The sequence below is a fragment of the Streptomyces sp. NPDC091289 genome (assembly GCF_044757365.1).
GTDB lineage: Bacteria > Actinomycetota > Actinomycetes > Streptomycetales > Streptomycetaceae > Streptomyces.
Window position 1 is genome coordinate 1 of record NZ_JBIVUT010000012.1, and the last position, 25002, is coordinate 25002.

General features: G+C 72.4%; 26 protein-coding genes and 1 pseudogene. 9 read left to right on the forward strand and 18 right to left on the reverse strand.

Annotation, left to right across the window (positions count from 1 at the left end; genetic code table 11):
* Nucleotides 1-116 precede the first annotated feature (116 nt).
* The 3 genes from ACIQPT_RS17325 to ACIQPT_RS17335 form a co-directional block, all read right to left on the reverse strand.
* Nucleotides 117-1334, reverse strand: a complete 1218-nt coding sequence (locus ACIQPT_RS17325; RefSeq protein WP_401156732.1) for an acyl-CoA dehydrogenase family protein — start codon at nucleotides 1332-1334, stop codon at nucleotides 117-119.
* Entirely contained in the window at nucleotides 1331-2455 is a 1125-nt protein-coding gene (sfnG, locus tag ACIQPT_RS17330) for a dimethylsulfone monooxygenase SfnG (protein ID WP_401156733.1), read from the reverse strand. The genes ACIQPT_RS17325 and sfnG overlap by 4 nt, the downstream gene beginning before the upstream one ends.
* Before the next feature lie 228 nt (nucleotides 2456-2683).
* The gene (locus ACIQPT_RS17335) at nucleotides 2684-2788 is read right to left on the reverse strand and encodes a putative leader peptide (protein WP_401156735.1); all 105 of its coding nucleotides are present in this window, start codon (nucleotides 2786-2788) and stop codon (nucleotides 2684-2686) included.
* A gap of 141 nt (nucleotides 2789-2929) precedes the next feature.
* Here ACIQPT_RS17335 and ACIQPT_RS17340 point away from each other — a divergent pair, with 141 nt between their 5' ends.
* Together ACIQPT_RS17340 and ACIQPT_RS17345 are read left to right on the forward strand one after the other, a co-directional pair.
* Nucleotides 2930-3898 carry a LysR family transcriptional regulator gene (locus ACIQPT_RS17340; protein WP_401156737.1) on the forward strand — a complete coding sequence of 323 codons (969 nt, stop codon included), beginning with the start codon at nucleotides 2930-2932 and terminating at the stop codon, nucleotides 3896-3898.
* Nucleotides 3899-3987: 89 nt separating this feature from the next.
* Complete coding sequence (locus ACIQPT_RS17345; RefSeq protein ID WP_401156739.1) at nucleotides 3988-5229, forward strand: MFS transporter; 1242 nt, start codon at nucleotides 3988-3990, stop codon at nucleotides 5227-5229.
* Between the two features lie 105 nt (nucleotides 5230-5334).
* Here ACIQPT_RS17345 and ACIQPT_RS17350 read toward each other — a convergent pair whose 3' ends face one another.
* Together ACIQPT_RS17350 and ACIQPT_RS17355 are read right to left on the reverse strand one after the other, a co-directional pair.
* Nucleotides 5335-6510, reverse strand: a complete 1176-nt coding sequence (locus ACIQPT_RS17350) for a hypothetical protein (RefSeq protein WP_401156741.1) — start codon at nucleotides 6508-6510, stop codon at nucleotides 5335-5337.
* On the reverse strand, nucleotides 6507-7469 hold the full coding sequence (locus ACIQPT_RS17355) for a 5-dehydro-4-deoxyglucarate dehydratase (protein WP_401156742.1): 963 nt from the start codon (nucleotides 7467-7469) through the stop codon (nucleotides 6507-6509). The genes ACIQPT_RS17350 and ACIQPT_RS17355 overlap by 4 nt, the downstream gene beginning before the upstream one ends.
* Before the next feature lie 213 nt (nucleotides 7470-7682).
* Here ACIQPT_RS17355 and ACIQPT_RS17360 point away from each other — a divergent pair.
* The 3 genes and pseudogenes from ACIQPT_RS17360 to ACIQPT_RS17370 form a co-directional block, all read left to right on the forward strand.
* Nucleotides 7683-7928 (forward strand): annotated as a pseudogene (locus ACIQPT_RS17360) (NAD-dependent epimerase/dehydratase family protein); the annotation flags it as partial.
* A 132-nt stretch (nucleotides 7929-8060) separates the two neighbouring features.
* Nucleotides 8061-8282, forward strand: a complete 222-nt coding sequence (locus tag ACIQPT_RS17365) for a hypothetical protein (protein WP_164616180.1) — start codon at nucleotides 8061-8063, stop codon at nucleotides 8280-8282.
* Between the two features lie 99 nt (nucleotides 8283-8381).
* Nucleotides 8382-9617, forward strand: coding sequence for a TerD family protein (locus ACIQPT_RS17370; protein WP_401156744.1), 1236 nt, complete (start codon nucleotides 8382-8384; stop codon nucleotides 9615-9617).
* A gap of 83 nt (nucleotides 9618-9700) precedes the next feature.
* On the opposite strand, the gene ACIQPT_RS17375 is transcribed toward ACIQPT_RS17370, so the two are convergent.
* The 4 genes from ACIQPT_RS17375 to ACIQPT_RS17390 form a co-directional block, all read right to left on the reverse strand.
* Nucleotides 9701-9925: a hypothetical protein gene (locus ACIQPT_RS17375; RefSeq protein WP_032752687.1), complete on the reverse strand. Its 225-nt coding sequence runs from the start codon at nucleotides 9923-9925 to the stop codon at nucleotides 9701-9703.
* Nucleotides 9926-10010: 85 nt separating this feature from the next.
* Nucleotides 10011-11603: a TROVE domain-containing protein gene (locus ACIQPT_RS17380; RefSeq protein WP_401156747.1), complete on the reverse strand. Its 1593-nt coding sequence runs from the start codon at nucleotides 11601-11603 to the stop codon at nucleotides 10011-10013.
* A gap of 364 nt (nucleotides 11604-11967) precedes the next feature.
* Entirely contained in the window at nucleotides 11968-13443 is a 1476-nt protein-coding gene (locus tag ACIQPT_RS17385) for a hypothetical protein (protein ID WP_401156749.1), read from the reverse strand.
* Nucleotides 13444-13567: 124 nt separating this feature from the next.
* Nucleotides 13568-14281: an antibiotic biosynthesis monooxygenase gene (locus ACIQPT_RS17390; protein WP_401156751.1), complete on the reverse strand. Its 714-nt coding sequence runs from the start codon at nucleotides 14279-14281 to the stop codon at nucleotides 13568-13570.
* A 170-nt stretch (nucleotides 14282-14451) separates the two neighbouring features.
* Between ACIQPT_RS17390 and ACIQPT_RS17395 the strand changes: the two genes are divergently transcribed.
* Both ACIQPT_RS17395 and dapA read left to right on the forward strand, forming a co-directional pair.
* The gene (locus ACIQPT_RS17395; protein ID WP_401156752.1) at nucleotides 14452-15225 is read left to right on the forward strand and encodes a phosphodiesterase; all 774 of its coding nucleotides are present in this window, start codon (nucleotides 14452-14454) and stop codon (nucleotides 15223-15225) included.
* Between the two features lie 96 nt (nucleotides 15226-15321).
* The gene (dapA, locus tag ACIQPT_RS17400) at nucleotides 15322-16203 is read left to right on the forward strand and encodes a 4-hydroxy-tetrahydrodipicolinate synthase (RefSeq protein ID WP_401156754.1); all 882 of its coding nucleotides are present in this window, start codon (nucleotides 15322-15324) and stop codon (nucleotides 16201-16203) included.
* Nucleotides 16204-16217: 14 nt separating this feature from the next.
* Here dapA and dapD read toward each other — a convergent pair whose 3' ends face one another.
* Both dapD and ACIQPT_RS17410 read right to left on the reverse strand, forming a co-directional pair.
* The gene (gene dapD, locus ACIQPT_RS17405) at nucleotides 16218-17216 is read right to left on the reverse strand and encodes a 2,3,4,5-tetrahydropyridine-2,6-dicarboxylate N-succinyltransferase (RefSeq protein ID WP_401156756.1); all 999 of its coding nucleotides are present in this window, start codon (nucleotides 17214-17216) and stop codon (nucleotides 16218-16220) included.
* Nucleotides 17217-17226: 10 nt separating this feature from the next.
* Nucleotides 17227-18471, reverse strand: coding sequence for an MFS transporter (locus tag ACIQPT_RS17410; RefSeq protein ID WP_401156940.1), 1245 nt, complete (start codon nucleotides 18469-18471; stop codon nucleotides 17227-17229).
* 159 nt (nucleotides 18472-18630) lie between these two features.
* On the opposite strand from ACIQPT_RS17410, the gene ACIQPT_RS17415 reads away from it, so the two are divergent.
* On the forward strand, nucleotides 18631-19509 hold the full coding sequence (locus tag ACIQPT_RS17415) for a winged helix-turn-helix transcriptional regulator (RefSeq protein ID WP_401156758.1): 879 nt from the start codon (nucleotides 18631-18633) through the stop codon (nucleotides 19507-19509).
* A 20-nt stretch (nucleotides 19510-19529) separates the two neighbouring features.
* Here ACIQPT_RS17415 and ACIQPT_RS17420 read toward each other — a convergent pair whose 3' ends face one another.
* Both ACIQPT_RS17420 and ACIQPT_RS17425 read right to left on the reverse strand, forming a co-directional pair.
* The gene (locus ACIQPT_RS17420) at nucleotides 19530-20093 is read right to left on the reverse strand and encodes a TetR/AcrR family transcriptional regulator (protein ID WP_401156760.1); all 564 of its coding nucleotides are present in this window, start codon (nucleotides 20091-20093) and stop codon (nucleotides 19530-19532) included.
* The gene (locus ACIQPT_RS17425) at nucleotides 20093-20419 is read right to left on the reverse strand and encodes a multidrug efflux SMR transporter (protein ID WP_097867846.1); all 327 of its coding nucleotides are present in this window, start codon (nucleotides 20417-20419) and stop codon (nucleotides 20093-20095) included. The genes ACIQPT_RS17420 and ACIQPT_RS17425 overlap by 1 nt, the downstream gene beginning before the upstream one ends.
* A 288-nt stretch (nucleotides 20420-20707) precedes the next feature.
* Here ACIQPT_RS17425 and ACIQPT_RS17430 point away from each other — a divergent pair, with 288 nt between their 5' ends.
* Nucleotides 20708-21694, forward strand: a complete 987-nt coding sequence (locus tag ACIQPT_RS17430; RefSeq protein WP_401156761.1) for a hypothetical protein — start codon at nucleotides 20708-20710, stop codon at nucleotides 21692-21694.
* Nucleotides 21695-21722: 28 nt separating this feature from the next.
* Here ACIQPT_RS17430 and ACIQPT_RS17435 read toward each other — a convergent pair whose 3' ends face one another.
* From ACIQPT_RS17435 to sufC, 5 genes are read right to left on the reverse strand one after another with little or no spacing between them, the layout of a single operon-like run.
* Nucleotides 21723-22088, reverse strand: coding sequence for a VOC family protein (locus ACIQPT_RS17435; RefSeq protein ID WP_401156762.1), 366 nt, complete (start codon nucleotides 22086-22088; stop codon nucleotides 21723-21725).
* Nucleotides 22089-22140: 52 nt separating this feature from the next.
* On the reverse strand, nucleotides 22141-22479 hold the full coding sequence (locus tag ACIQPT_RS17440; RefSeq protein WP_003969897.1) for a metal-sulfur cluster assembly factor: 339 nt from the start codon (nucleotides 22477-22479) through the stop codon (nucleotides 22141-22143).
* Complete coding sequence (gene sufU, locus ACIQPT_RS17445) at nucleotides 22476-22931, reverse strand: Fe-S cluster assembly sulfur transfer protein SufU (RefSeq protein WP_063804482.1); 456 nt, start codon at nucleotides 22929-22931, stop codon at nucleotides 22476-22478. Before sufU ends, ACIQPT_RS17440 begins: the two co-directional genes overlap by 4 nt.
* Nucleotides 22932-22941: 10 nt before the next feature.
* Nucleotides 22942-24210 (reverse strand): cysteine desulfurase, encoded by a 1269-nt coding sequence (locus ACIQPT_RS17450; RefSeq protein WP_401156763.1) that lies wholly within the window; start codon nucleotides 24208-24210, stop codon nucleotides 22942-22944.
* Nucleotides 24207-24998: a Fe-S cluster assembly ATPase SufC gene (gene sufC, locus ACIQPT_RS17455; RefSeq protein ID WP_401156764.1), complete on the reverse strand. Its 792-nt coding sequence runs from the start codon at nucleotides 24996-24998 to the stop codon at nucleotides 24207-24209. Before sufC ends, ACIQPT_RS17450 begins: the two co-directional genes overlap by 4 nt.
* Nucleotides 24999-25002: the final 4 nt, after the last annotated feature.

Genomic DNA, 25002 nt, shown 5'->3' on the forward strand with positions numbered 1-25002 from the left:
GGGGGGGGGGGGGGGGGGGGCGCGCTCGGGCGGGGGGCCGTGGGCTCCTGTTTTGGGGGGGGGGGGGGGGGGGGGGGGGGGGGGGGGGGGGGGCCCCCCCCCCCCCCGGCGGCAGGTCAGGAGTACCAGGTGGGTTCGGGGAGTTCGCCGGTCAGGACGTGCCGGCCGACCTCGCGCCGCTTGTAGGCGACCGGGTCGTGGAGGGTGTGGGTGCGGACGTTGCGCCAGAAGCGGTCGAGTCCCTCGGCGGAGGCGGTGGCGCGGGCGCCGGTGACCTCGAAGATGCGGCTGGTGACCTCCAGCGCGACCTCGGTGGCCCGGGCCTTCGCGGCGGCCACCCGGACCTCGAACGCTCCACGGGACTGCTCGGTCACCTCGTCCGGTGCGTCGTGCAGCTTCTGCCCCTCGGCGGCGACGGCGTCGGCCAGGGCTTCCACCGCCCAGAGCTTGGCGGTGAGGTCGCCGTAGGTGTCGATGACGTACGGCTCGTCGACCGCCCGGTCGTGTCCGCCGTGCAGCCAGGGGCGGGTCTTGGTGCGGGTGTAGGTGGCGGCGGTCTCCAGGGCTCCGGCGGCGATGCCCAGGTAGAAGGAGATGAACACCAGTTGGATGGTGGGCACGTTGAGGGTGTTGTAGACGCGGGGCCGGAACTCCTTGTCCACGTAACCGGCGGCGGAGGCCCACGGAGTGCGGACGCCGTCGATGGTGACGCCGCCGCTCTCGGTGAGCCGCTGGCCGATGTTGTCCCAGTCGTCGTGGAAGGTCAGCCCTTCGCTGTCGGAGGGCACGATGGCGAAGATGTGCTGGTCGGTGCCGTCCAGGACCCCTTCGAGCACGGTCACGTCGGAGACCTTGCTGCCGGTGGAGAAGGTCTTGGCGCCGGTGAAGACGAGGTCGTCGCCGTCCTCGGTGACGACCACGTCGCTGTCGCGCGGGTTGACCGCGCCGCCGAAGAACCAGGTGTGCCGGACCGCCTCGGCCTCGACGTGCTCCCACTGCTCGCGGGTGCCGACGAGGCGGGCGGCCCAGTTCCAGAGGTAGTGGTAGCCGAGGAGCTGTCCGATCGAGCCGTCGGCCTTGGCCACCTCGCGGATCACCCGGTAGGCGGTCGCCCAGTCCTGGCCTCCGCCGCCGTGCTCGGCCGGGCCGAGCAGGGTGACGAGTCCGGAGTCCTTGAGCAGCTGGATCTCGGTGTACGGGGTGGCACCCGCCCTGTCGCGGGCGGCGGCGTCGGTGGCGAGGAGCGCGGCGGCCTCGGCGGCACGTTCGATCCAGGCCGCCGGGCTTTCGGGGGCGGGGAGGGTCTTCCACTCGGTGGGTGCTGCGGTGCTCATGATGAACCTTCCGACGACTGAGTGGCCTGGTGGTCCTCCAGCTCACGGACGAGCGGCAGGACGTTCTTGCCGAAGTACTCGACCTCCTCGTGGTAGTGCAGGAAGCCGAGGAGCAGCAGGTCGACGCCGAGGCGCTTGTAGGCGACGATGCGTTCCGCGATCTGTTCCGGGGTGCCGATCAGTCCCGTACGGAAGCCGTCGTTGTACTGGACGAGGTCCTCGAAGGAGGAGTCCTGCCACATGCCCTTGCCGTCGGCGGTGGAGCTCCCGGCCTGCTTGACGGCCGAGCCGAAGCCGTGGACGGCCTCGGTGTCGGCCTTGGCGACGATCTCGCGCAGGGTGTCGCGGGCCTCCGCCTCGGTGTCGCGGGCGATGAGGAAGCCGTTGAGGCCGAAGCGGGGCGGGGTGCGTCCGGCGCTCCCGGCGGCGGTGCGGACGTCCCTGATCTGCTCGGTGACGCCGTCGAAGTCCTTGCCGTTGGAGAAGTACCAGTCGGAGACGCGTCCTGCCATCTGCCGGGCGGCGGTGGAGTTGCCGCCCTGGAAGATCTCCGGGTGCGGGCGTTCCGGCGAGGAGATCGGCTTGGGCTTCAGGGAGAAGTCCCGGATGCGGTAGAAGTCTCCGGCGAGTTCGGCGTGGTCCTCGGTCCAGACGGCGCGCAGGGCCCGGATGAACTCCTCGGAGCGGCGGTAGCGCTCGTCGTGCTCCAGCCAGGGTTCGCCGAGCGCGGTGAACTCGTCCTTGAACCAGCCGCTGACCACGTTGACGGCGAAGCGCCCGTTGCTCAGGTGGTCGGCGGTGGCGCCGAGTTTGGCGAGGACGCCGGGGTGCCAGAGGCCGGGGTGGACGGCGGCGATGACCTTCAGCCGCTGGGTGGCGAGCAGCAGGGCGAGGCTGAAGGAGGTGGACTCGTGCTGGTACTCGGCGCCGTAACTGGCCATGTAGCGGACCTGGCTGAGCGCGTAGTCGAAGCCGTTGTTCTCGGCGAGGACGGCGAGTTCGCGGTTGTAGTCGTACCCCCAGTCGGTGCGCTGCTCGATCGTGCTGGTGACGAGGCCACCGCTGACGTTGGGGACCCAGTACGCGAAGCGCACCGGGTCGGCGGAGGGCGGAGGGGACATGAGGTTCTCCCGGAACAGGAAGGCGGGTGGTGCGCGGTGGCGGGCACGGCGCGGCGGCCCCGGTGATCGTGAAACCCGATCAGCGGCGGCGGGTACGGACGGGAGTGCGGCGATCGGTGCGCGCGAGGTGATCCCGTACGGAGACGTACGCGGACACCGGCAGACGCGGGCAGGGCCCGTGCGGCGGCGCGAGGATCGCGAAGGAGGAGGTCTCTCCTCGGACTCCGCTCAGACTCCGCGACAACAGAAGGCACTGGAGACGCGGCCGAGGTCGATGTGGCGGCGACGGGTCAAGCGGCGCACATCCCTCTCCTCACGCGTTCCCTGACGCACACCCGGCTGCTCCGGGCGCGCCCTCGGGATCCAGAGTAGGGCGGCGGGGCCCTCCGGGTCGAGAAGGCATCCGCGAAGGAGCGATAGGGTTTCCCTTCCACCGAGCCGGGGCGGGAAGCGCGCAAGGAAAGGGCCGACGGCATGCGCATCGAGCAGCTGGAGTACATCGAGGCCGTCACCCGGCTGGGCTCACTGCGCCGGGCGGCGGACGAACTGCACCTGTCCCAGCCCGCGTTGAGCGAGACCGTACGGAATCTGGAACGTGAGCTGGGCGTGGCCGTGCTGGACCGGAAACGGTCGGGGGCCACCATCAGCGAGGCGGGGCGCGAGCTGCTGCCGCACATCATCGGGGTGCTGGACGCGGTCGACCGGCTGCGCCGGGCCGCCGACGAGCAGCACCGCACCAGCCGCACGGTGCGGCTCGGCACGGTGTTCGCGGCGACGGTCCCGCTGCTGGTCCCGGCGATCCGGGAGTTCCGCGCGCTGCACTCGGCCACCGAGGTGGAGGTGATCGCGGCCCAGCAGTCCGTCATCCACCGCTCCCTGCTGGAGGGCGGGGTCGACCTCGGGCTGGTGAACTACCTGGAGGGCGACGACATCGCGCCGGACCTGGACACCACGGAGCTGATCCGGGGCCGTCCGGTCGTCTGTCTGCGCCCCGACAGCCCGCTGGCCGCGCTGGAGTCGGTCGGGGTGGAGGATCTGCTGGGCGAGCCGCTGATCGTGATGCGTTCCGGCTATCTGATGCACCGCTTCACCCACCGGCTGCTGAAGGGCCGGGTGCCCTCGTTCTCGTACTCCGCCGACGGCGCGGAGATGGGAAAACTGATGGTGGCGGAGGGGCTGGGGGTCACGGTGCTGCCGGACTACAGCGTCGTCGGGGACCCGTTGGAGCGTACCGGGGCGATCACCTGCCGGCCGCTGGCGGGCGATGCCACCACGGTGCTGCTGGTGGTGCAGCGCAGCCGTTCGGGCTCGGTGTCCCGGGCGGCCCGCGATCTGCACCGGATCTTCGTCGAGCGCGCCGACGCGCACCGTACCGGCGAGGACCGTACCGACGCGCACCGTACCGGCGGCCGGAGGTCCCCGGGGGCGTCCGACCGGCCCTAAGGCATCCGCCCGATGCCTCCTGACCGCCTTACTCCGCAGCATGAGCCGCACGGGGCACGGGTGCGGGGCACGAGGCGGATCGGGGCGACATGGGCGGCACGGCGGTGGGGCGGGTCCTGCGGGACCGAACGGCGGGGCGGTATCTGGCGGGCGTGGTCGTCTCCGGATTCGGAACGTCGGCGATGTGGCTCACGGCGGGGATCTGGGTCAGGTCGCTGACCGGGTCGAACAGCCTGGCGGCGCTGACGGTGTGCGCGATGTGGGCCCCGGTGCTGGCCGGTCCCGCGCTCGGCGCGCTCGCGGACCGGCTGGACCGGAAGGCGCTGCTGGTCCGGGTCAATCTGGCGATGGCCTGTCTGCTGGCCACGCTGGTGCTGGTGGACTCGGCGGGCACGGTCTGGCTGGTCTTCGTGGTGCTGGTGCTCTACGGGGCGAGCGGAGTCCTGCTCGACGCGGCGGAGTCGGCGCTCGTCGCGGGGACCGTGGACGCCTCGCTGCTGGCGGACTTCAACGGACTGCGAATGACGGCCAACGAGGGCATGAAGCTGGTCGCCCCGCTGGCGGGCGCGGGGCTGTACGCACGGTTCGGCGGCCCTGCGGTGGCGCTGCTGGACGCGGCGACGTGCGCCCTGGCCGCCCTGATCTTCGCCCGGCTGCCGGTACGGGAGACCCCTCGGGCCCCGGCCCCGGCAGGGTCCTGGCGCGCGGAACTCGCCGCCGGGCTGCGGCGGATACGCGCCTCGGCCGTGCTGCGCCCGCTGGTGGCGGCGGGGGCGGCGACGATGCTGCTGGCGGGGGTGAACGGGGCGGTGACGTTCGCGTACGTCGATGATGTGCTCGGCCGGACGCCGGCGTACGCGGGGGTGCTGTACGCGGTGCAGGGAGCCGGTTCCGTGGCGGTGGGGCTGCTGGTGGGGCCGTTGCTGCGCCGGCTGCCGGAGCGGGTGTTCGCGGCGGGCGGGATGGCGTTGTTCGCTCTGGCGGTGGGGGCGCGGACGCTGCCGTCGGACGGGGTGGCCCTGGCGGCGAGCGCGGCGATCGGGTTCGGGCTGCCGTGCGTGCTGATCGCGGCGATGACCGCGGTGCAGCGGGAGACGCCGGACGCGGTGCTGGGGCGGACGGCGGCGACGGCGGGCTCGCTGATGACGGCGCCCAACGCGGTGGCCCTGGCGCTGGGGGCGGGGCTCGTCGCGGTGGTGGACGTGCGGGTGCTGACGGCGGTGACCGGGGCGGCGGGGGTGCTGGCCGCGGCGGTGCTGGTGGCGGGGGCGCGGCGACACCGCGACGACGCCCCCGCACCGGCCCCCGGCCCCGCCTCACCCCCACTGTGAGCCCCCGGCCCGGCCGGGTCGTGCGAGCGCGGCCGAGCCCCGGGCGTGGCCCACCGCCCGACCCCAGTCGCGAGAGCACGACCCGCCCCTGGACGTGAGCCCGCCTCACCCCAGGCGTGAGAGTGCGGCGGCGACCGCCTCCAGGTCCGGGCCCGAGGCGAGCCCCGCGTGGTACAGGCGCAGTTGGTCCGCGCCGAGCGAGGCGGCGTGGGCCGCGTCGCGCTCCAGCGTGCGGGGGCTTCCGCCCATCCCGGAGACGACCCCGAAGGTGGCGGCGCGCACTCCGCCCCGGCCGGCGAACGGCCCGAGGACGGCTTCCCGGGCACTGTCCGGCCCGGTGCAGGGCAGCACCACGCCGTCGGCCACGGCGAGGATGTGATCGGCCTCGACGCCGACGTTGGCCCCGGTGCGGTACGGGACGGGGTCGGCGTGCAGCAGCACCTGGAAGCCGGGCGGGGCCGCGGCCCGGACGCCCGCGACGGCCACTTCCTGGAACGTACGGGCGACCCTGCCGCGCCATCGCAGGGTGGCGTCCGCGAGGTCGGGCCCGAGCAGCTTCTCGATGCCGTCCCGGCCCGACTCGGTGGAGCCGGCCCCGGACCAGGCCGGTTCCAGGGCGCGGCGGACGGCGGCGGACAGTTCGCCGGGGTCGGCGCCCGTCTCCCCGTACCCCTCGCGGCATGCGGGACAGAAGCACAGCGACATCAGGTAGTGCGCCGCGTCGCCGAGGCCCACGCCGGCGACCTTGTCGTGGGCGTGCAGATGGGCGAAGCCGTACCAGCCGCAGGACTCCAGTTCCGTACCGCGCGCTCCGGGCCGGGCGGCGGCCTCCGCCGCGAGGTCCACGAGGTACGCGCGCACAGCGGGGCGGGCGATGCAGGGGGCCCAGGGGTAGCGGTCCCCGTAGGCGTTGACCACCGAGGTGTCCGGGTGTTCCGCGCCGAGCCGCGAGCTGTGCGCGAGGACCACCCAGCTGTGCACCTCTAGACCGGCGGCGGCCAGGGCCCCGGCGGCCTCCCCGTACGGGTCGTCGCCGGCCGTCCAGCTCTGGCGGTACGGGGCGAGGGCCCGCCCCGCCCAGCGGTCCGGGTCCGGCGGGTAGAGGACGGCGGCGTGCTCGGCGGTCACGACGCGGTGGGCGGGGTGGCGGGGGGTCAGGGCCCGGGTGGAGTGGTAGGCGGAGGCCAGGGTGACCTGCCGGACGCCGAGGTCCGCGATCCGGCGGGCGGCGTCCGGGTCCCCGACGACGTCCCACGGGTAGAGGAAGACGCCCGCCTTCATGCCGGGCCCCCCTCGGTGGCGTACTCCTCCAGCAGGGCGCGTCCGCTCGCGATGATCTCGATGAGGTCCTTCACATGCGCGGCGGGCGGTTCGGTGAGCGGGGTGCGCACCTCGCCGACGTCCAGGCCCTGGAAGCGGACACCGGCCTTGACCAGGGAGACGGCGTACCCGCGCCCCTTGGCGCGCAGTTCGACGAGCGGCCGGTAGAAGTGGTCGAGCAGCGCGTTGACCAGGGCGTCGTCGCCGGAGTCCAGGGCCCGGTAGAAGGCGAGGGCGATGTCCGGGGCGAAGGCGAAGACGGCGGAGGAGTAGAGGGTGACGCCGATGCCCCGGTAGGCGAGGCCGGTGAGCTCGGCGGTGGGCAGTCCGTTGAAGTAGAGGAAGTCGTCGCCTGGCCGGTGGGTGCGGACCGCGCTGACGATGCGCTGCATGAGGTCGAGGTCGCCGTGGCCGTCCTTGAGCCCGATGATGCCGGGGGTGCGGGCCAGGGCGACGACCGTCTCGGGGGTGAAGATCGCGTTGTCGCGCTGGTAGACGATCGTCTCCAGAGCGGTGGCCGCCGCGAGCGCCGCGTAGTGGTTCAGCAGCCCTTCCTGATCGGCGACGACGAGGTAGGGCGGCATGGCGAGGAGCCCGTCCGCACCGGCCTCCTCGGCGGCCCGCGCGTACTGGACGGCGAGTGCCGTGCCGTAGCCGGCCCCGGCGACGACCGGGATCTGTCCGGCGGTCTCCTCGACGGCGGCGGCGACCGCGAGGCGGAACTCCTCGGGGGTCAGAGCGTGGAACTCGCCCGTGCCGCAGCAGGCGAAGACCGCGGCGGCTCCGGCGTCGATCCCGGCCCGCACATGGGCCCGGAAGACGTCGAGGTCGACGGCGCCGTCCGGCCCGAACGCGGTCACGGGGAAGAAGAGCGGCCCGGCGACTTCGCTGAGCCGGGCGGCAAGGGGGGCTGAGGTCACGGGCGCTCCCTGAGCAGATTCAGGCGTGCACAACTCTGATCGGTGTCCATATTTCTGAACAACGCAACGCTAAGGCAGCCTCTGATGGCAGGTCAAGGCGGATGCGGCCTCTTGACGCACCTCACCTCCCCTCCCTAGCTTGTCCACGCATGTGAATGCTAGCCAGGATTGCGCACAGCACGCTCCGTGTACGCCCCGAGGAGACCTCCCCGTATGACCGCTCCCCGCACCGTCCTGCTCACCGGCGCCGCAGGCGGCCTCGGCACCCTCATGCGGGGGCTGCTGCCCGCGTACGGCTACGACCTGCGGCTGTTCGACCTGGTCCCGATCGACGGCGAACCGGAGACCGTCGTCGCCGACCTCAACGACCGGGAGGCACTGCGCGAGGCCGTGCGCGGGGTGGACGCGGTCATCCACCTGGCGGGCATCTCGCTGGAGTCCACGTTCGACAAGATCCTCCACCCGGCACACACCCACCTCGGCGGCCACTTCCTGACCGACCCGCCGATCTGGCCGCACTGAGCCGGCGGCCCGGGGCGGGCGGCGGAAATCCGGGCGACACGGGTGCGGCCCGGCGGGCAGGATACGAGCATGCCGAGACCTTCCGGATTCCAGTACGAACAGCACGGCGACCAGAGCGTCACCATCACCCACCAGGGCCGCCCCGCGGGCACCCTGCGCGGCGGCCGGGCGGAGAAGTTCCTGGCCGAGGTGACATCGGGCGACGCCCAATTGGTGATGGCGCGCTGGACCGGCGCGTACAAGCACGGCAATGAGCGCACCGCCCGCAACCACCCGCGCAACCGCCGCTGAGGACCCGTCGGCGGCCACGGTCCGGGCGGCCGAAAAGCGGCTGGCCGAAGGCCTCGAAGGTAAGGGAACGGCAAAGCCGGGTCGTTCGTTACCCCGAGCATGACCGCTATGACCCCCGGCTCGAACATCCCCCTCTCCGCCGCCCGCGTGGCGGTGGACGTCGCCGCCCCGGTGCGGCTCGACGTCTCGGGCCTGCTGCTCACCGCCGATGGCAAGGTGCGCTCCGACGACGACTTCATCTTCTACAACCAGCCCTCGGGCCCCGGTGTGACCTACCGCTCCGGCGGGGGCTCCGCGCCCGACGCGATCGTGGTGGACACCGCGGCCGTCCCGCCGGGCATCGAGAAGATCGTCGTCACCGCGAGCCCGGACGCCGCCGGCCAGACCTTCCAGGGCATCGAGCCCACCGCCACCGTGCGCAACGCGGACGACGGCAGCGCGCTCGCCACCTTCACCCCGCCGCAGCTGAGCGCGGAGACGGCACTCGTGGTCATCGAGGTCTACCGGCGCAACGGGGCCTGGAAGGCCCGCGCCGTCGGCCAGGGTTACGCCAACGGGCTGGCCGGGATCGCCACGGACTTCGGCGTCTCGGTCGAGGAGCCCGCGGCCCCGGCCGCCCCGGTGCCGGTCGCCCCCGCCCCGGTGGCACCGCCGGTGGCACCGCCGGTCGCCGCCCCCGTCGACCCGCGGATCGCCCCGCCCGCTCCCCCGGCCCCGCCCGCTCCCCCGGCGGCCCCCGCCGCGCCCATGGGCGCCGGGAAGATCAACCTGGACAAGGGCCGGGTCAACCTCCAGAAGAACCAGACCGTGTCCCTCGTCAAGGGCGGCGCCCCGCTGCTCTCGCGGGTCAGGATGGGCCTGGGCTGGGAGCCCGCGTTCCGCGGCAAGGACATCGACCTGGACGCGTCGGTGATCGCCTACGGCCCCAACCGCAACCACCTGGACAGCTGCTACTTCGGCAAGCTGACCATCCTGAACGGGGCGATCAAGCACTCCGGCGACAACCTCACCGGTGAGGGCGCGGGCGACGACGAGACGATCGTCGTGGACCTGGGCCGGATCCCCGCCGAGGCGACGGGCCTGGTCTTCACGGTGAACTCGTTCACCGGCCAGAAGTTCAACGAGGTCGCCAAGGCCTACTGCCGGCTGGTCGACGACGCCTCCGGCGAGGAGCTGGTCCGCTTCGACCTCACCGGCGCCGAGCCGCAGACCGGCGTGATGATGGCCAAGCTCATCAGGCAGTTCACCGGCGAGTGGGAGATGACCGCGATGGGCGAGTTCGCGAAGTCGCGCACCGTGCGGGGCATGGTGAAACCCGCCGCCCAGTCCCTGTAGCCGTACGGAGTCCGGGGCGCCTGAAGTGATTCAGGCGCCCCGGATCCGGAGAAGACGGACGCTGCTCGTGCTCGTCTCGCGTCTCAGAGCTTGGTCAACTTGGAGTACGGGCTCAGGATCCTTCCCTGACGCCCCGAGAAGTCGATGAGGACCGCGTCGTTGTCGCCCTCGACAGCAAGAATCCTGCCGAGCCCGAACTGGTCGTGCGACACCCTGTCGCCCACATCGAAGCATTCGACCGGTGGGGCCTCCTGAGCCGGGCGGTTGAAGGGACTGGAAGGCAGGTGACGCCGGGCTGACTGTTTCATTAGGTCGAGTATGCGCCCTGTGAAGGCCCGACGCCATGCCCGCCGGTGCCCAGGGCCCCAGAAGTGCCGGATTCGTAATCAGCGCTCACCACGGCCAGTCAGCGCTTCCTCCCGCCTCCAGCAGCGGAACCATGCGGAACGCCGCGTCGGAAAGCCCCCCGAACGTGTGGCGGTTTCCCTCGCCGGACGGGGCGTGGCCAAGCCGGTATCCGGCCAGATTCCAGGTGTAGACGGGCACCGTGTCCGGAACGCTCCGGGTCGCGTCGCCACCCCGCGTGTACGCGGTCTGCTCGTCGGTGACGACGATCACCCGGTCGTGGCCCCGGTAGTGCCGCCGCACCGCCTCCGCCGTGTTCGTGCCGCCCAGATTGCCGAAGCGGTCCAGGACCCGGAGCACGGACTCGCCCTGCCGGAAGGGCACCGGCGCGCTGGTCGTGCCGAACTGCACCAGGTCCGCGTCGGCGGCGCGCAGGGCCAGGGCCGCGCCGAAGACGGCCGCGGCGTCGGCCCGGTTCAGCCGGGAGCGCTCGGAGAGCGGCGCGGCCATCGAACCGGAGCGGTCGACCAGGACCAGGGTGCGGCCGGGCAGCGCGGGGACCTGGCCCAGCGAGTGCCCGAGGGCCCGCTCCAGCGGGTGGGCCCAGCGCAGGGACGGCGCGTGCCGGTACGCGGCGAGGTAGCGGAAGGGGAACTGACGGGACGCGGCGACGGCCTCCGGGTCGCTGATCCGGGCCGCGGCACGCTCCGCGACCTCGTCCCGCACCCCGGCCTCGTCGAAGTTCCGGAGGTTGCGGACGAGCGCCATCGTCCCCATCGACGGGATCACCGCCTCCCAGGCGGCCGCGTCCATCGGACCCTGCAGCCAGCCCGCCAGCGATTCCCAGGTCATCCCGGCCTCGGCCAGCCGCTCCGCGCCACCGGGGCCGGTGACGACGGGGCGACGCTCGGCGACCGGCAGCTCCATCAGCTCCCGGTGGGCGCTCAGCGTGCGGTCGGCGGCGGGCGGCACGGCGCTCTCCGGGCGGTGCCTGCGGTCCAGTGCGTACCGGAACAGCTCGCCCTGCCAGGGCTTGGCGGGGTCGGGCGCGGCGTGCACCAGGTTCAGTACGTCGCCGAAGCGGTAGCCCTTGGACGCGGTGTCGTACTTCAGCAGGGCCCGGCCGGTGTAGAGGCGGCGTACGGCGTCGGCGATGCCCCGCTTCACGGGCTGGGGCAGGGCGCGCCCGTAGCGGGAGGTCCAGTAGCCGAGCAGTTCGCCCGGCTCGTCGGCGCGCAGCAGAACGGAGTCGATGACCTGCCGGTTCGTGGGCCCCTCGGTGCGGCCCGCGGCCAGCCGCGCCCGTACGTACTCCGCGCCGCCGACCAGCGAGGCGGTGCGCATCTGCCCGTCGCGGCGCAGCCAGTGGAGCAGCCCCGCCGTCCAGGCCGGGTCCTCCACGGCGAGCCGGCGTACGAGCGCGGCGAAGCGGTCGTCGCGCTGGTCGCCGCCCTCGTAGAAGGTGTTCTGGGCCACGAAGTCGGCGACGGCGAGCAGGAAGAGCTCGGAGCGGGCGTCGCGCACATGTCCGGTGCCGCCCTGGTGGTTGGGCGCGACCGCGCCGGTGGTCGCGACGGGCGAGACCGGCCGCCCGGAACCGGCGGAACGGGACGTGCGGGTACGGAGATTGAAACGAGCCATGAGAAGAATTCCCCCGAATTCCTGGGGAAGGACGCGGCGGCGGAACGGGGTGCCCGAGATCAGGAGTCGGCGACGGAGAACAGTCTGAAGCTCTGTCCGATTGAGCTACCGGCCGGAGCCGGACGGGACTCGAACCCGCAACCCTCAGATCCAAGAAGTAACCGTCGCCTGCGCACCGGGCACCCCGGCGCTCGCGCCTCCCGAGTTCACCAGTGGCCGCGGCGCATTTCAGGAAAGGAAGGAGCCGCCGCCTTCGCACCGGGAGGTGCATGTCCATGACCTTAGGGAACGCGGTGCCCGGGCGCGAGACAATATTCGCCGGGTCCGACCGGCGGCGGCCGTAACGCTCTCCTCAACTCCCCCGTCAACTACCGGCGCGCGAGCGGGCCTTGAACGCGGCCTTGCGGGCGGCCTTGGCGGCCTTCCGGTCGCCGTGCAGCCGGCCCATGGCCTCCAGCACATCGGCGGTGGCCGGGTGGTCGACGCGCCAGACCTCGTCAAAGAAGCCGCTGTGCTGCGCGGAGAGCCCCTCGACGAGGCCCTGGAGCTCGTCCAGCTCGCCGTCCGCGTCCAGTTGGGCGGCGATGGTGTCGATGGCCAGCCAGAAGATCATGTCCTCCGGCGGGGCGGGCACATCGGCCGCACCGCGCTCCGCGAGCCAGACGCGGGCCAGGCCGCCCAGCTCCGGGTCGCCGAGCACCGCGCGTACGGCGGGCTCCGCCTCGGGGCCCGCCAGGGCGAGGGCCTGCTGGCAGTGGAGGCGGCGCAGCGGGGCGCCCTCGTCCGTGCCGCGCGCGGCGGCCAGCAGCTCGGCGGCCGCCGCCACCGCGCCCTCGGTGCCGTACCCGTCGAGCCAGAGCTTGACCTCGGCGCGGGCGGCGGACTCCGGGTAGTGGGCGATGCCGTCGAGGAGGACGTCGGCGCCCTTGCCCGCGAGGTCGCCGACGGCGGGGGCGTCCATCCCGGCCTCCAGCATCCGGGCCCGGATGCCGTACAGGCCGAGGGGGGTGAGCTTGACCATGCCGTACCGGGTGACGTCCTCGTCGTCGGCCCCGGCGGCGGAGGCGTCCGCGGTTTCGCCCTCCTCGACCAGCAACGCCTCGTCGACCGGCCGGTATGCGACGATCCCGATGGGTTCGAGGAGCCGGAACTGGTCGTCGAGGCGCATCATCGCCTCCGAGACCTGCTCCAGGATGTCGTCGGTGGGCTCGCCCATGTCGTCGGGGACGATCATCGACGCGGCGAGGGCGGGCAGCGGGACCGGCCCTTCGCCCGCGCCGTTGTCCGCGAGCGTGAGCAGGTAGAGGTTGCCGAGGACGCCGTCGAGGAATTCCGCCTCGGCCTCCGGGTCCCAGTCCAGAGCGTCGAAGTCGATCGAGCCGTCCTCGCCGACGAGGTCCGCGAAGTCGTCCAGGACGGGCGCGGTGGCATCCGCGTGCACGGCGTCCAGGCCGTCGAGCCAGATGGCCAGAACGTCCTGCGGGGAGCCGCCGGTGAGCAGGGCCAGGTTCTCGCCCGCGGTGACGGTGCCCTCGCCGTCGCCGTCCTCGGCCTCCTCATCGGGGTCGGTGACGTCGAGGAGGCCGGTGTCCACGGCGAGCCGCCAGGCCTCGCTGGCGTACGCGGCGCCGTCCTCGTCGGCCGGGAGCCCGAGGTGTTCGGCGGCCGCGGGCACCTGCGCCTCGACGAGTTCGCCGCCCGCGCCGACCCGGGTGTCGGGTCCGGCCCAGCGGGCGAGCCTGACGGCGCGGACGAACAGCGGAGCGGCGAGCGCGTCCCGTGCCAGTTCGGCCTCGGAGTTCAGCCGCACCGGCGGCAGGGAGGGGCGCTCTGCGGACATCGGGGGTTCTCCTCGGTGCGTGCTCGGGGGCATACGGAGTGCGTACGCGGTTCAGCCGCCCAAGCCTAGACGCAAGGGGAGCTTCGCCGCCCGCCGCTTCACCGCATGCCGCCCGGCCGCGCGTCTATGCGCCCGCGCCCGGCTCCATGGAGAGCGCGGGGGTGTAGCGGTTCACGCCGCCCCCGGTCATGCCCGGGTACTTCTGGACGCGCTCCCAGAGCGGGGACGGGGAGCCGACGCCCTCTCCGGGTGCGGCGAGGGCCGCGATGTGGTGTCCGGCGCTCTCCCACTCGGCGTAGTTGAGGACCCGGGTGCCGTCGGTGCTCGTGTGGAAGTGCGCGGCGATGCCGCCGGCGGGCAGCTCGGCCTCTTCGCCGAGCGCCTCGAACACGCTGTCCACCCAGTCGCGTTGCCGGGCCGGGTCGGGCCCGTCGAACTCGACGTCGACGATGACGACGCAGCCGGTCTGCCGGGTGTCGCCCTCGGCCCGGAGCCCGGAGCGGTACAGCTCGTAGGTGTGCGGGGCGATGCGTTCGATGCCGGGGACGGCGGCGTCGATCTCGGCGTTGCGGGCGTCACGGCTCTCCCGTACGAAGTCCTGGTAGGCCTGTTCGCCGGTCCACTGGGAGTAGTGCAGCAGGGTCGCGCCGTCCTCTCCCTCGTAGACGCTGTAGGAGAGCAGCCCGGGGTGCGGCCATTCCCGGCTCTCCCAGGCCTTGCGGATGGCGTCGACGGCCGCTCGCTGCCGCTCCGGTGTACCGACGTCCCAGGTACTGGCCTTGGCGATCACGGCATCGGCGCGGGCCGGGTCGGGGCGGTCGGTGAAGTGCGTGGTCATGGCGGTGCTTCCCCTCTCACGCGCGCCGTTCGGTGCGCCGTGGTCACCACCGTGACACCTCAAGTCCGGTCGAGGTCAAGGACGTTCCCGTCGCTGCCCCGGCCGCCCCGTTCGCCCACGGCGTGAGCGGCGCGGGTGCGGCCGGAGGGAGCCGGGGAAGGGTGGGGAACATGACTCTCTCCGTGGCGCACCTGAGCGACCCGCACCTCACCGCAGGGCCCGGGGCGGCGGCCCCCGCGACGGGGTTACGGGCCGCCCTGCGCCGGGTGCTCGCCCTGGACCCGCTCCCGGACTGTGCCGTGATCACCGGTGATCTCACGGAGCGCGGGGAGCCGGACGCGTACGCGGCGCTGCGCGAGGAGATCGGTGCGTTCCCGTTGCCGTTGCACCTGGTGACGGGGAATCACGATGTGCCGGAGGCGCTGGTGGGCGCGTTCGGCGGGACGCGCTTCCTGGGCGGGGGGACGTCGACGTCGTACGTGGTGGAGCACCCGGGTCTCACGGTCGTGGCCCTGGACTCGCGGGTCGCCGGTGCGCCCGGCGGGCGGCTCGGTCCCGGGCAGCTGTCCCGGCTGGACCGGGACCTCGCCCGCCGCCCCGGCGTACCGGCCCTCGTCTGCCTGCACCATCCTCCGGTGCCGGTCGGCATTCCGTTCCTGGACGCGATGGGTCTGGCAGACGGGCCCGCGCTGGCCGGGGTGGTCGCCGCGCATCCCCGGGTCGTCCGGGTGCTGGCGGGCCATGTGCACCGCCCGGTCACGGCGCCGTTCGCGGGCAGCACGGTGGCCGTCGCGCCGAGCACATACCGGCAGAGCGGTCTGGTGCTGCGGGAGGGGGTGCCCGGCTATCCCGACGAGCCCGCGTCGTTCCTGCTGCACGTGGCGCCGGAGGGGCCGCCCGGCACGGCCTGGGTCACCCACACCGTGCAGGTGGGCGACGGGTGAAGCGGGCGCTTCCCTGGCACTGTTCAGCGCTTCTTCCCGGTCCGGGCAAGCAGATCTAAGTGGACCTTCACGGTCGCCGGGGCCGACACTTCGGGCATGACCGCCACCGCACCGCGCCCCTTCGGCCGCACGCTCTGCGCCATGATCACGCCCTTCACCGCCACCGGCGCCCTGGACCTCGACGCCGCCCGTGCGCACGCCGCCCGCCTGGTGGCCGAGGGCTGCGACGGGATCGTCCTCAGCGGCACCACGGGCGAGTCCCCCACCACGACGGACGCCGAGAAGTCCGCTCTGCTGCGAGCCGTCCGGGCGGAGGTCGGCGACGGGGTGCCGCTGCTCTCCGGCGTCGGGGGCCCGGACACCGCGCACACCCTGCGCCTGGCGCGGGAGGCCGAGGAGGCGGGCGCGGACGGGCTGCTGGTGGTGAGCCCGTACTACAGCCGCCCGCCGCAGGCCGCCGTCGAGGCGTACGTCCTGCGGGTCGCGGAGGCCACCGGTCTGCCGCTGATGGTGTACGACATCCCCGGCCGCACCGGCGTCCGGATCGAGCCGGAGACCCTGCTGCGGCTGGCGGAGCACCCGCGGATCGTCGCGGTGAAGGACTGCTCCTACGATCTGCTCGGCGCGACGAAGGTGCTGGCCCGCACCTCGCTGGCGTACTACTCGGGCTGCGAGGAGCTGAACCTGCCGCTGTACGCGGTGGGCGGCGCGGGTTACGTCAGTACGGTCGCGAACGTGGCGCCGCGCCAGGTGCGGGCGCCGCTGGACGCGTTCGACGCGGGCCGCACCGACGAGGCGGCCCGGCTCAACGGGCTCACGGCGCGCCTCGTCGAGCTGATGATGGCGAGCGGCCTGCCGGGAACGGTCACCGCGAAGGCGCTCCTGGACGCGGGCCCGGTCCGGGAACCGCTGCAGCCCGCCGGGCGCGAGGCGGCCGACGGGCTGCGGAAGGCGTACGGGGAGCTCCTCGCCGCCTGAGAAGAGCGAACGGGTCAGTTGTGGGCGTGCAGGACCTCGTTCAGGCCGCCCCACACCGCGTTGTTCGGGCGGGCCTCGACGGTGCCGGTGACCGAGTTGCGGCGGAAGAGGATGTTGGAGGCGCCGGACAGCTCGCGGGCCTTGACGACCTGGCCGTCCGGCAGCGTGACGCGGGTGCCGGCGGTGACGTACAGACCGGCCTCGACGACGCACTCGTCGCCGAGCGCGATGCCGACGCCCGCCTCCGCGCCGACCAGGCAGCGCTCGCCGATGACGATGCGGACGTTGCCGCCGCCGGAGAGGGTGCCCATGGTGGAGGCGCCGCCGCCGATGTCGGAGCCGTCGCCGACGACGACACCCGCGGAGATCCGGCCCTCGACCATGGAGGTGCCGAGCGTGCCCGCGTTGAAGTTGACGAAGCCCTCGTGCATGACGGTGGTCCCGGCGGCGAGGTGCGCGCCGAGCCGGACCCGGTCGGCGTCGGCGATGCGTACGCCCTTGGGGGCGACGTAGTCCGTCATGCGCGGGAACTTGTCGACCGAGGTGACCTGGAGGTGCAGGCCCTCGGCGCGGGCGTTGAGCCGGACCCGCTCCAGGTCGTCGACGGCGACCGGGCCGAGCGAGGTCCAGGCGACGTTGGCGAGCAGCCCGAAGAGGCCGTCGAGGTTCTGGCCGTGCGGCTGGACGAGCCGGTGCGAGAGGAGGTGCAGACGCAGGTAGGCATCGTGCGCGTCGAGCGGCTTGTCGTCGAGCGAGGAGATGACCGTGGACACGGCGACGATCTCGACGCCGCGCCGGGCGTCCACGCCGATGGCCTTGGCGGCGCCTTCACCGAGCCGGTTGACGGCCTCGTCCGAGGAGAGCCGGGTCGTGCCGGCCGGGCCGGGGTCCGAGGTCAGCTCGGGGGCGGGGAACCAGGTGTCGAGGACGGTGCCGTCACCGGCGACGGTGGCGAGGCCGGCGGCGACGGCGCCGGTGGTGCGGGCAGAACCCTGGGAAGTCGTGTCGGTCATGAACAGCAACCTAACCGGCCGGGGCCCGCTCGGGCGAACCGGTCTCAGCATGGGGCCCCTTTCCCGCCCCCCGTGCCCGCTCCCCCGGTCCGGGCAGCCGCCGCGCCGCCAGCACCGCCGCTCCCGCACCCGCCGCGAGCAGGGCGCAGAGCGGCCAGAGCAGGGCGGGAGCGGCGGCGTAGACGGCGGCTCCGAGCGGCGGGGCGAGCACCTGGCCGCTGATCGAGGCGCCGGCGTACAGGCTCTGGAAGCGGCCCTGGGCGTGGCCGGGCGCCTGGTCGGCGACATAGGCGGTGGCGGGGGTCTTGTAGAGGATCTCGCCGAGGGTCAGCGACAGCATCATGGTGACGGCGAAGAGCACGCCCGCGCCGGGGATCAGGACGGCGTAGCCGAGCCCGACGAGCAGCAGCCCGACACCGACGAGGCCGAGCGGGCCGCGCCGGCGCAGGGCGTGGGCGGCGGGCAGTTCGAGGCAGAGGATGACACCGCCGTTGATGGCGAGGAGCCAGCCGTAGAGCTGGGTGGAGTGCCCGTGGTCGGCGAGGAAGACGGGCAGCGTCGAGTACTGCTGCCGGTAGACGAGGTCGATCACGACGATCGCGGCGAGCAGCACCAGGACGGCGGGTCTGGCCCGCAGTTCGCGCCAGAGGCCCGGGGCGTCCGGGTCGTGGGCGGGTGCGGCGTGGGCGCTGCCGCGGGCGGGCAGGATCCGGGCGGCGTAGAGCGCGAAGAGCAGGGTGCCGATGCCGTCGGCGACGAAGAGCCAGTCGTACGAGAACCGGGTGGCGACCAGGGCGCCGAGCGGCGGGCCGATGGCGAAGCCGCCGTTGCTCGCGAAGCGGAAGAGCGCGAAGCTCTGGCGGCGGCTGCCGCCCTCGGGGACGGAGACCGCGACGAGGGCCGCGTTGGCGGCGCGGACGACGCCCGCGGCGTACTGGGCGACCGGGAGCACCGCGTACAGGGCGGCGACCGGCAGGGCGGGCAGGACGACGAGCGCCGCCCCGCTGACGCAGGCGCCGGTCAGCAGGGCGCGGCGATGGCCGAAGCGGTCGCCGAACCAGCCGCCGGTGAAGTTCCCCGCGACCAGGCCGATGCCGCCGACGCCGCTGATCACTCCGGCCTGGGTGACGGTCAGACCGCGCGGTCCGACGAGGTACACGAAGAGATAGACGAAGGTGAAGCTGACGACGGCGTTGAGGAACGCCCCGAGCGCCAGCATCCGTACCGTCCGCGGTACGCCGCGCACCATGCCCATGCCCATGCCCGTCCCCGTCCCCGCCACAGCCCTGCACCCCTGCGTCCCTAGTGAGTTCCTTATGGGAACGGACTATGGCAGCATGATTCCATCGGGGTCAACCGAAAGACCCCGGCGGGGCGGGCGGGGCGGACAGCGGCCACAACCGGAGGAACGACCATGCCTCAGCGCACCAGCCTGGCCGACGCCGACTGTTCGATCGCCCAGGCCCTCGACGTCGTGGGCGACTGGTGGACGCTGCTGATCGTGCGGGACACCGCGCGCGGTGTGCACCGGTTCGACGCGCTCCAGCAGGAGCTGGGCGTCTCGCGCAAGGTGCTGACCGAGCGACTGCGGCTGCTGGTCGACGCGGGGGTGCTGGCGCGGGAGCCGTATCAGGACCGCCCGGTCCGGTACGAGTACCTCCTCACCCCGCGCGGCCGGGCGCTGCTGCCCGTGCTGATCGCGCTCCAGGACTGGGGCGACACCTGGGTACTGGGAGAAGGGGAGACGATGGCGACGACGGCGGAGGCCTCACGGGAGGCGGCCCGGGTGCGGGCACTGAAGGGGACGCGGCTGCCGGAGCTGCTGCTGACGGGGGACGACGGAGAACCGCGCGACCCGGTCGCCGGCACCCCGTACACCGTCCTGTACTGCTTCCCCAGCGCCTACGCCCGCCGCGACGCCTATCCGCCGGGCTGGGCGGGGATCCCGGGGGCGAGCGGCTGCACCCTCGAATCGTGCACGTACCGCGACCAGCTGGCGGAGTTCACGGCGGCGGGCGCGACCGTGCACGGGGTGTCCGCGCAACGCCCGGACGAGCAGCGCGCGTTCGCGGAGAAGGAGGGGCTGCGGTTCCCGTTGCTCTCGGACGCCGACCTGGCGTTGACGGCGGCGCTGCGGCTGCCGACGTTCCGGGCGGCGGGGGTGAGCAGGCTCAAGCGGCTGACGCTGGTGGTGGACCGGGAGCGGACGATCCGCGAAGTGCTGTACCCGATCACGGACATCGAGGCGAGCGTGCGTGAGGCCCTGGAGGCGGTCCGCCGCCCGGTGGACTGAGCGGGGCCGTCACCCGGGTGTCAGGAACCGCCGTCCACGATCCGGCCCAGCATCTCGCGGGTGTACGGCGCGTCGAACGTGCCGCCGGTCAGCAGGACCTGGAGGCAGACGCCGTCCATCAGCGCGACGAGGGCCCGCGCGGTCTCCGGGTCGGTGCGCCGGGACAGCAGCTCGACGGCCTCCTCGGTCCACTCGGCGGCGACGGGGCGCAGCGCGGGGCGGCGCAGGGCCGCGAGATACAGCTCGTACTCCAGCTCGATCGCCCCGCGTTCGCCCGCGAACCACCGGTCCAGCAGCCGGGTCAGCTCCTCCGCGAGGCCGACCGGCCCCTCCGGTATGGACCCCGGTGCGGCCAGGACCTCACTGCCGCGCAGGGCCTGGACGAAGTTCTCGTTGCACCGGCGCAGGGCGGCGACCAGGAGTTCGTCGAGGGAGCCGAAGTGGTACGTGGTCGAGCCGAGCGGCACATCGGCCTCGGCGGCCACGGTGCGGTGGCTGAGCCCGGCCATGCCGTCGGCCGCGATCACGCGCAGCGCCGCGTCGATGATCTTCGTCCGCCGGTCGGGGTCGTACCGCCGGGCCATCAGTGGGCCCCTCCCAGATTGAGGACGACGACCCCGGCCACGATCAGGGCGATGCCCGCGATCTTGACCAGACCGCTGGACTCCCCCAGGAAGAGGATCCCGATGAGGGCCACGGCCGCGGTGCCGACGCCGGCCCAGATGGCGTACGCGGTGCCCACGGAGAGCGTCTTGAGGGTCTGGGCGAGCAGGGTGAAGGCGATGAGATAGCCCACCGCGGTGCCGAGCGAGGGCCAGAGCCGGGTGAAGCCCTCGCTGTACTTCATGGCCGTCGTCCCGGCCACCTCCGCCGCGATGGCGGCGGCGAGCAGTCCGTATGCGTATCCCATGTGTACGACTGTACCCAACGTTGCGTACGACCGTACATATCATCGCTCCACGTCGGGGGCGCTACGGTGTGCCGACCGACAACACGGCCCGGCGGTACGGGCCGACGACACGACGGAGACGCAGTGGCGCAGGACGCAGGGTGGGGCGGCGGCCCGTACGGGGGCGCACCTCACGGTGGGGGGCCCTTCCACGGAGGCGCGCAGGGACCGGGCGGCGGCTGGAACGGCGGGTGGGCCGCACCGCCCAAGCCCGGGGTGATACCCCTGGCGCCGCTGAGGATCTCGGACATGCTCAGCGGCGCCTTCTCGACGCTCGGGCGGTACTGGAAGCCGCTGATCGGCATGGCGCTGACGCTGTTCGGCGCGGCGACGCTCGTGATGATCGTCTCGCTGGTGGTCGCCGCCTCCGCCGTCGCGAGCCAGTGGGACGAGCTGACGTCCAGCTCCTCGGGGAGCCCGGACGTCTCCGAACTGGTCCCGCTGGGCATCGCGTTCGGCGTGCTGATGATCATCGGCATCATCGTCTACCTGCTGGCGTCGGCCGTGGTGCAGGCGGCGGTCCCCGTCGTCCTCCAGGAGGCCGTCCTGGGCCGCCCGATCCGCTTCGGCGCCGTCTGGAGCCGTGCGTGGTCGCGGGTCTGGTCGATCATCGGCACCGTGTTCCTGACCGGGCTGATCGCGGTCATCCCGATGGTGCTCTTCATGACGGCCTTCGCCGGGCTGATGGTCTACATCGTCTCGCTGGGCGACGAGGACGGTCTCCTGCCGCTGATGTGGTTCGGCTTCCTCGGCACGCTGCTCGTCGCCCCGGTGGCGATCTGGCTCTGGGTGCGGTTCTCCCTGGCCCCGACGGTCGTGGTCTTCGAGAGCCAGCGCCCGGTCGCGGCCCTGCGCCGCTCGGCCCAGCTGGTGCGCGGCAGCTGGTGGCGGGTCTTCGGGGTCGGGCTGCTCGCCTACGCGCTGGCGTCCATGATCGGCTACATGATCCAGATGCCGTTCCAGATGGTCGGCATGCTTCCCGGCATGTTCGACCCCGCCGACATGGGCGCCGACCCGAGCGAGGGGGAGCTCATCGCCCTGTTCGGCGGCGTGCTCGTGCTGTCGCTCGTCAGCCAGATGATCGCCCAGCTGTTCACGGCGATCTTCCCGCCGCTGGTGGTCGGCCTGCTGTACGTCGACCGCCGGATGCGCACGGAGAACCTGGGCCCGGTCCTGGCCGAGGCGGCGGCGCAGACGCTGCCCGAGCAGTACGGCCCGCCGCCCACCCACGTCTGAGCGCGGAGGACCGGGCAGCCGGTGGGTCTCAGTCGGTCAGGGTCCGCTTGGGACTCAGCACGCAGAACTCGTTGCCCTCCGGATCGGCCATCACCACGAAGGTGGCGTCCGGCCCCTGACCGACGTCCGCCCGCCGGGCGCCGAGCGCGAGGATCCGCTCGACCTCGGCGTCCCGGTCGTCGGGCGCCAGGTCGATGTGCAGCCGGTTCTTGACGGTCTTCCCCTCCGGCACGGGGAGGAAGCACATCCCCGGCAGCGCGGTCTCGTGGGCGCCGATGATGATCTCCTCCTCGTCCTCGAAGAGCACCTGCCAGTCCAGCACCGCACTCCAGAAGCGGGCCAGGAGCGGCAGGTCGTGGGCGTCGACGGCGATGTGGTAAATGGAGACGGCCATGCCCGCCAGTGTGCCTGGCGGGCATGGCCGTTCGCCTTGCGTGCGGCGCGTGTCAGACGTTGAACCCCAGCGCGCGGAGCTGCTCGCGTCCGTCGTCGGTGATCTTGTCCGGGCCCCACGGCGGCATCCAGACCCAGTTGATCCGCAGCTCGTTGACGATGCCGTCGGTGGCGGACTTCGCCTGGTCCTCGATGACATCGGTCAGCGGGCAGGCCGCGGACGTCAGCGTCATGTCGAGGGTGGCGATGTTGGCGTCGTCGACGTGGATGCCGTAGATCAGGCCCAGGTTGACGACGTCGATGCCCAGCTCGGGGTCGACGACGTCGTAGAGCGCCTCGCGGACCTCCTCCTCGGAGGCCGGCTTCATGGTCGCGGTCTCGTTGTCGCTCATGCGGTCTTCCCTTCGGACAGCGCCTTGGCCGTCGCGTCCTTCCACGCCATCCAGCTCAGCAGCGCGCACTTGACCCGGGCGGGGTACTTGGAGACACCGGCGAACGCGACGGCGTCCTCCAGCACCTCCTCCATCGCGTCGTCCGGCTCCAGCTGGCCCTTGGACTGCATCAGCTCCAGGAAGGTGTCCTGGATCTTCTGCGCCTGGGACAGCTCCTTGCCGACGAGCAGCTCGTTCAGCACGGAGGCGCTGGCCTGGCTGATGGAGCAGCCCTGGCCCTCGTAACTCACGTCGGCGATGGTCTCGCCGTCGTACTTCACCCGGAGCGTGATCTCGTCACCGCACGTCGGATTGACGTGGTGCACCTCCGCGTCGCCGTCCCGCAGACCGCGCCCGTGGGGGTGCTTGTAGTGGTCCAGGATCACTTCCTGGTACATGGATTCCAGCTTCACCAGTCAGCCCTCAGCCGAAGAAGTTCCGGACGTGCTCCAGACCGTCCACCAGGGCGTCGACCTCGGCGGGCGTGGAGTACAGATAGAACGACGCTCGCGTCGTCGCGGGAATTCCGTACCGCAGGCAGACCGGCCGCGCGCAGTGGTGGCCGACCCGGACGCAGATACCCAGCTCGTCGAGGACCTGGCCCACGTCGTGCGGGTGGATGTCGCCGAGCGTGAAGGAGATCGTCGCCCCGCGGTCCTCGGCCGTCGCCGGACCGATGATCCGCAGGTCCGGGACCTCCAGGAGGCGCTTCACCGCGTACTCGGTGATCGCCTTCTCGTGCTGGTGGATCTTCTCCATGCCGATCGCCGAGAGGTAGTCCACGGCCGCGCCGAGGCCGACGGCCTGGGCGATCGGGGGCGTACCGGCCTCGAACTTGTGCGGCGCCGGAGCATACGTCGACGAGTGCATCGACACGGTCTCGATCATCTCGCCGCCGCCGAGGAACGGGGGCAGGTCCTCCAGGAGTTCCTGCCGTCCCCACAGCACGCCGATGCCCGTCGGGCCGACCATCTTGTGACCGGTGAAGGCCACGAAGTCGGCCTGGAGCGCCTGCACGTCGAGCACCATGTGCGGGGCCGCCTGCGAGGCGTCGATGCAGACCAGCGCGCCGACCTGCTGGGCGCGGCGGATGATCTGCTCGACCGGGTTGACGGTGCCCAGGATGTTGGAGACCAGCGTGAAGGAGACGATCTTCGTCTTCTCGGTGATGATCTCGTCGATGTTCGACAGGTCGAGCCGGCCGTCGTCGGTGATGCCGAACCACTTCAGCTTCGCGCCGGTGCGCTGCGAGAGCAGCTGCCACGGCACGATGTTGGAGTGGTGCTCCATCTCCGTGGTGACGATCTCGGTCTCGCGGTCCACCCGATAGGGCTCGTCCGCCCAGCCGAGCATGTTCGCCACGAGGTTCAGCGACTCCGAGGCGTTCTTCGTGAAGATCACCTCGTCGCGGCTGGGTGCGTTGATGAAGGCGGCGACCTTGTCGCGGGCGCCCTCGTACAGCGCGGTGGCCTCCTCGGCGACCGTGTAGACGCCGCGGTGCACGTTCGCGTTGTGCCGCTCGTAGTACTCGTTGAGCGCGTCGAGGACCTGACGCGGCTTCTGCGAGGTCGCCGCGGAGTCCAGGTAAACGATCTTCTTGCCGTCGTGGACCGTGCGGTCCAGGATCGGGAAGTCCTTGCGGATCGCCTCGGTGTCGAGGAGGCCGGTGAGCCCCTGTCGGGCGTCAGTCACGCGGCTGCACCTCCTGAGTTCCCTCCGGTCACGGGGCCACCCTTCGTGTAGGCCTCGTAGCCCTCGTTCTCCAGCTGGTCGGCCAGCTCGGCGCCGCCGGACGCGGCGATGCGGCCGTTGGCGAAGACGTGCACGAAGTCGGGCTTGATGTACTTCAGGATGCGGGTGTAGTGCGTGATCAGCAGGGTGCCGACCTCGCCGGTCTCGCGGACCCGGTTGACGCCCTCGGAGACGGTCTTGAGCGCGTCGACGTCCAGGCCGGAGTCGGTCTCGTCCAGGACGGCGATCTTCGGCTTGAGGAGCTCCAGCTGAAGGATCTCGTGGCGCTTCTTCTCACCGCCGGAGAAGCCCTCGTTGACGTTGCGCTCGGCGAAGGCGGGGTCCATCTGGAGCCCGGCCATCGTCTCCTTGACCTCCTTGACCCACGTACGCAGCTTGGGGGCCTCGCCGCGGATGGCGGTGGCGGAGGTGCGCAGGAAGTTGGAGACCGAGACACCGGGGATCTCGACCGGGTACTGCATGGCGAGGAACAGGCCGGCGCGGGCCCGCTCGTCGACGGACATCTCCAGGACGTCCTCGCCGTCCAGGGTGACCGTGCCACTCGTGATCGTGTACTTGGGGTGACCCGCCAGCGAGTACGCGAGGGTGGACTTGCCGGACCCGTTGGGGCCCATGATGGCGTGGGTCTCGCCCTGCTTCACGGTCAGGTCGACGCCCTTGAGGATCTCCTTCGTGGCGTTGTCGGCCTCGACGGAGACGTGCAGGTCGCGGATTTCAAGCGTTGCCATGGGT

Bases quoted from the DNA above. Each gene is read 5' to 3' on its own strand.
- ACIQPT_RS17385 (WP_401156749.1), bottom strand. From the start codon at position 13,443: ATGTCCGCAGAGCGCCCCTCCCTGCCGCCGGTGCGGCTGAACTCCGAG.
- ACIQPT_RS17390 (WP_401156751.1), bottom strand. From the start codon at position 14,281: ATGACCACGCACTTCACCGACCGCCCCGACCCGGCCCGCGCCGATGCC.
- ACIQPT_RS17440 (WP_003969897.1), bottom strand. From the start codon at position 22,479: ATGAGCGACAACGAGACCGCGACCATGAAGCCGGCCTCCGAGGAGGAG.
- ACIQPT_RS17350 (WP_401156741.1), bottom strand. From the start codon at position 6,510: ATGAAGGCGGGCGTCTTCCTCTACCCGTGGGACGTCGTCGGGGACCCG.
- ACIQPT_RS17435 (WP_401156762.1), bottom strand. From the start codon at position 22,088: ATGGCCGTCTCCATTTACCACATCGCCGTCGACGCCCACGACCTGCCG.
- sufC (WP_401156764.1), bottom strand. From the start codon at position 24,998: ATGGCAACGCTTGAAATCCGCGACCTGCACGTCTCCGTCGAGGCCGAC.
- ACIQPT_RS17410 (WP_401156940.1), bottom strand. From the start codon at position 18,471: ATGGGCATGGTGCGCGGCGTACCGCGGACGGTACGGATGCTGGCGCTC.
- ACIQPT_RS17420 (WP_401156760.1), bottom strand. From the start codon at position 20,093: ATGGCCCGGCGGTACGACCCCGACCGGCGGACGAAGATCATCGACGCG.
- ACIQPT_RS17395 (WP_401156752.1), top strand. From the start codon at position 14,452: ATGACTCTCTCCGTGGCGCACCTGAGCGACCCGCACCTCACCGCAGGG.
- ACIQPT_RS17365 (WP_164616180.1), top strand. From the start codon at position 8,061: ATGCCGAGACCTTCCGGATTCCAGTACGAACAGCACGGCGACCAGAGC.
- ACIQPT_RS17380 (WP_401156747.1), bottom strand. From the start codon at position 11,603: ATGGCTCGTTTCAATCTCCGTACCCGCACGTCCCGTTCCGCCGGTTCC.
- sfnG (WP_401156733.1), bottom strand. From the start codon at position 2,455: ATGTCCCCTCCGCCCTCCGCCGACCCGGTGCGCTTCGCGTACTGGGTC.
- ACIQPT_RS17340 (WP_401156737.1), top strand. From the start codon at position 2,930: ATGCGCATCGAGCAGCTGGAGTACATCGAGGCCGTCACCCGGCTGGGC.
- ACIQPT_RS17375 (WP_032752687.1), bottom strand. From the start codon at position 9,925: ATGAAACAGTCAGCCCGGCGTCACCTGCCTTCCAGTCCCTTCAACCGC.
- ACIQPT_RS17345 (WP_401156739.1), top strand. From the start codon at position 3,988: ATGGGCGGCACGGCGGTGGGGCGGGTCCTGCGGGACCGAACGGCGGGG.
- dapA (WP_401156754.1), top strand. From the start codon at position 15,322: ATGACCGCCACCGCACCGCGCCCCTTCGGCCGCACGCTCTGCGCCATG.
- ACIQPT_RS17325 (WP_401156732.1), bottom strand. From the start codon at position 1,334: ATGAGCACCGCAGCACCCACCGAGTGGAAGACCCTCCCCGCCCCCGAA.
- ACIQPT_RS17415 (WP_401156758.1), top strand. From the start codon at position 18,631: ATGCCTCAGCGCACCAGCCTGGCCGACGCCGACTGTTCGATCGCCCAG.
- ACIQPT_RS17370 (WP_401156744.1), top strand. From the start codon at position 8,382: ATGACCGCTATGACCCCCGGCTCGAACATCCCCCTCTCCGCCGCCCGC.
- ACIQPT_RS17425 (WP_097867846.1), bottom strand. From the start codon at position 20,419: ATGGGATACGCATACGGACTGCTCGCCGCCGCCATCGCGGCGGAGGTG.
- ACIQPT_RS17430 (WP_401156761.1), top strand. From the start codon at position 20,708: ATGCTCAGCGGCGCCTTCTCGACGCTCGGGCGGTACTGGAAGCCGCTG.
- dapD (WP_401156756.1), bottom strand. From the start codon at position 17,216: ATGACCGACACGACTTCCCAGGGTTCTGCCCGCACCACCGGCGCCGTC.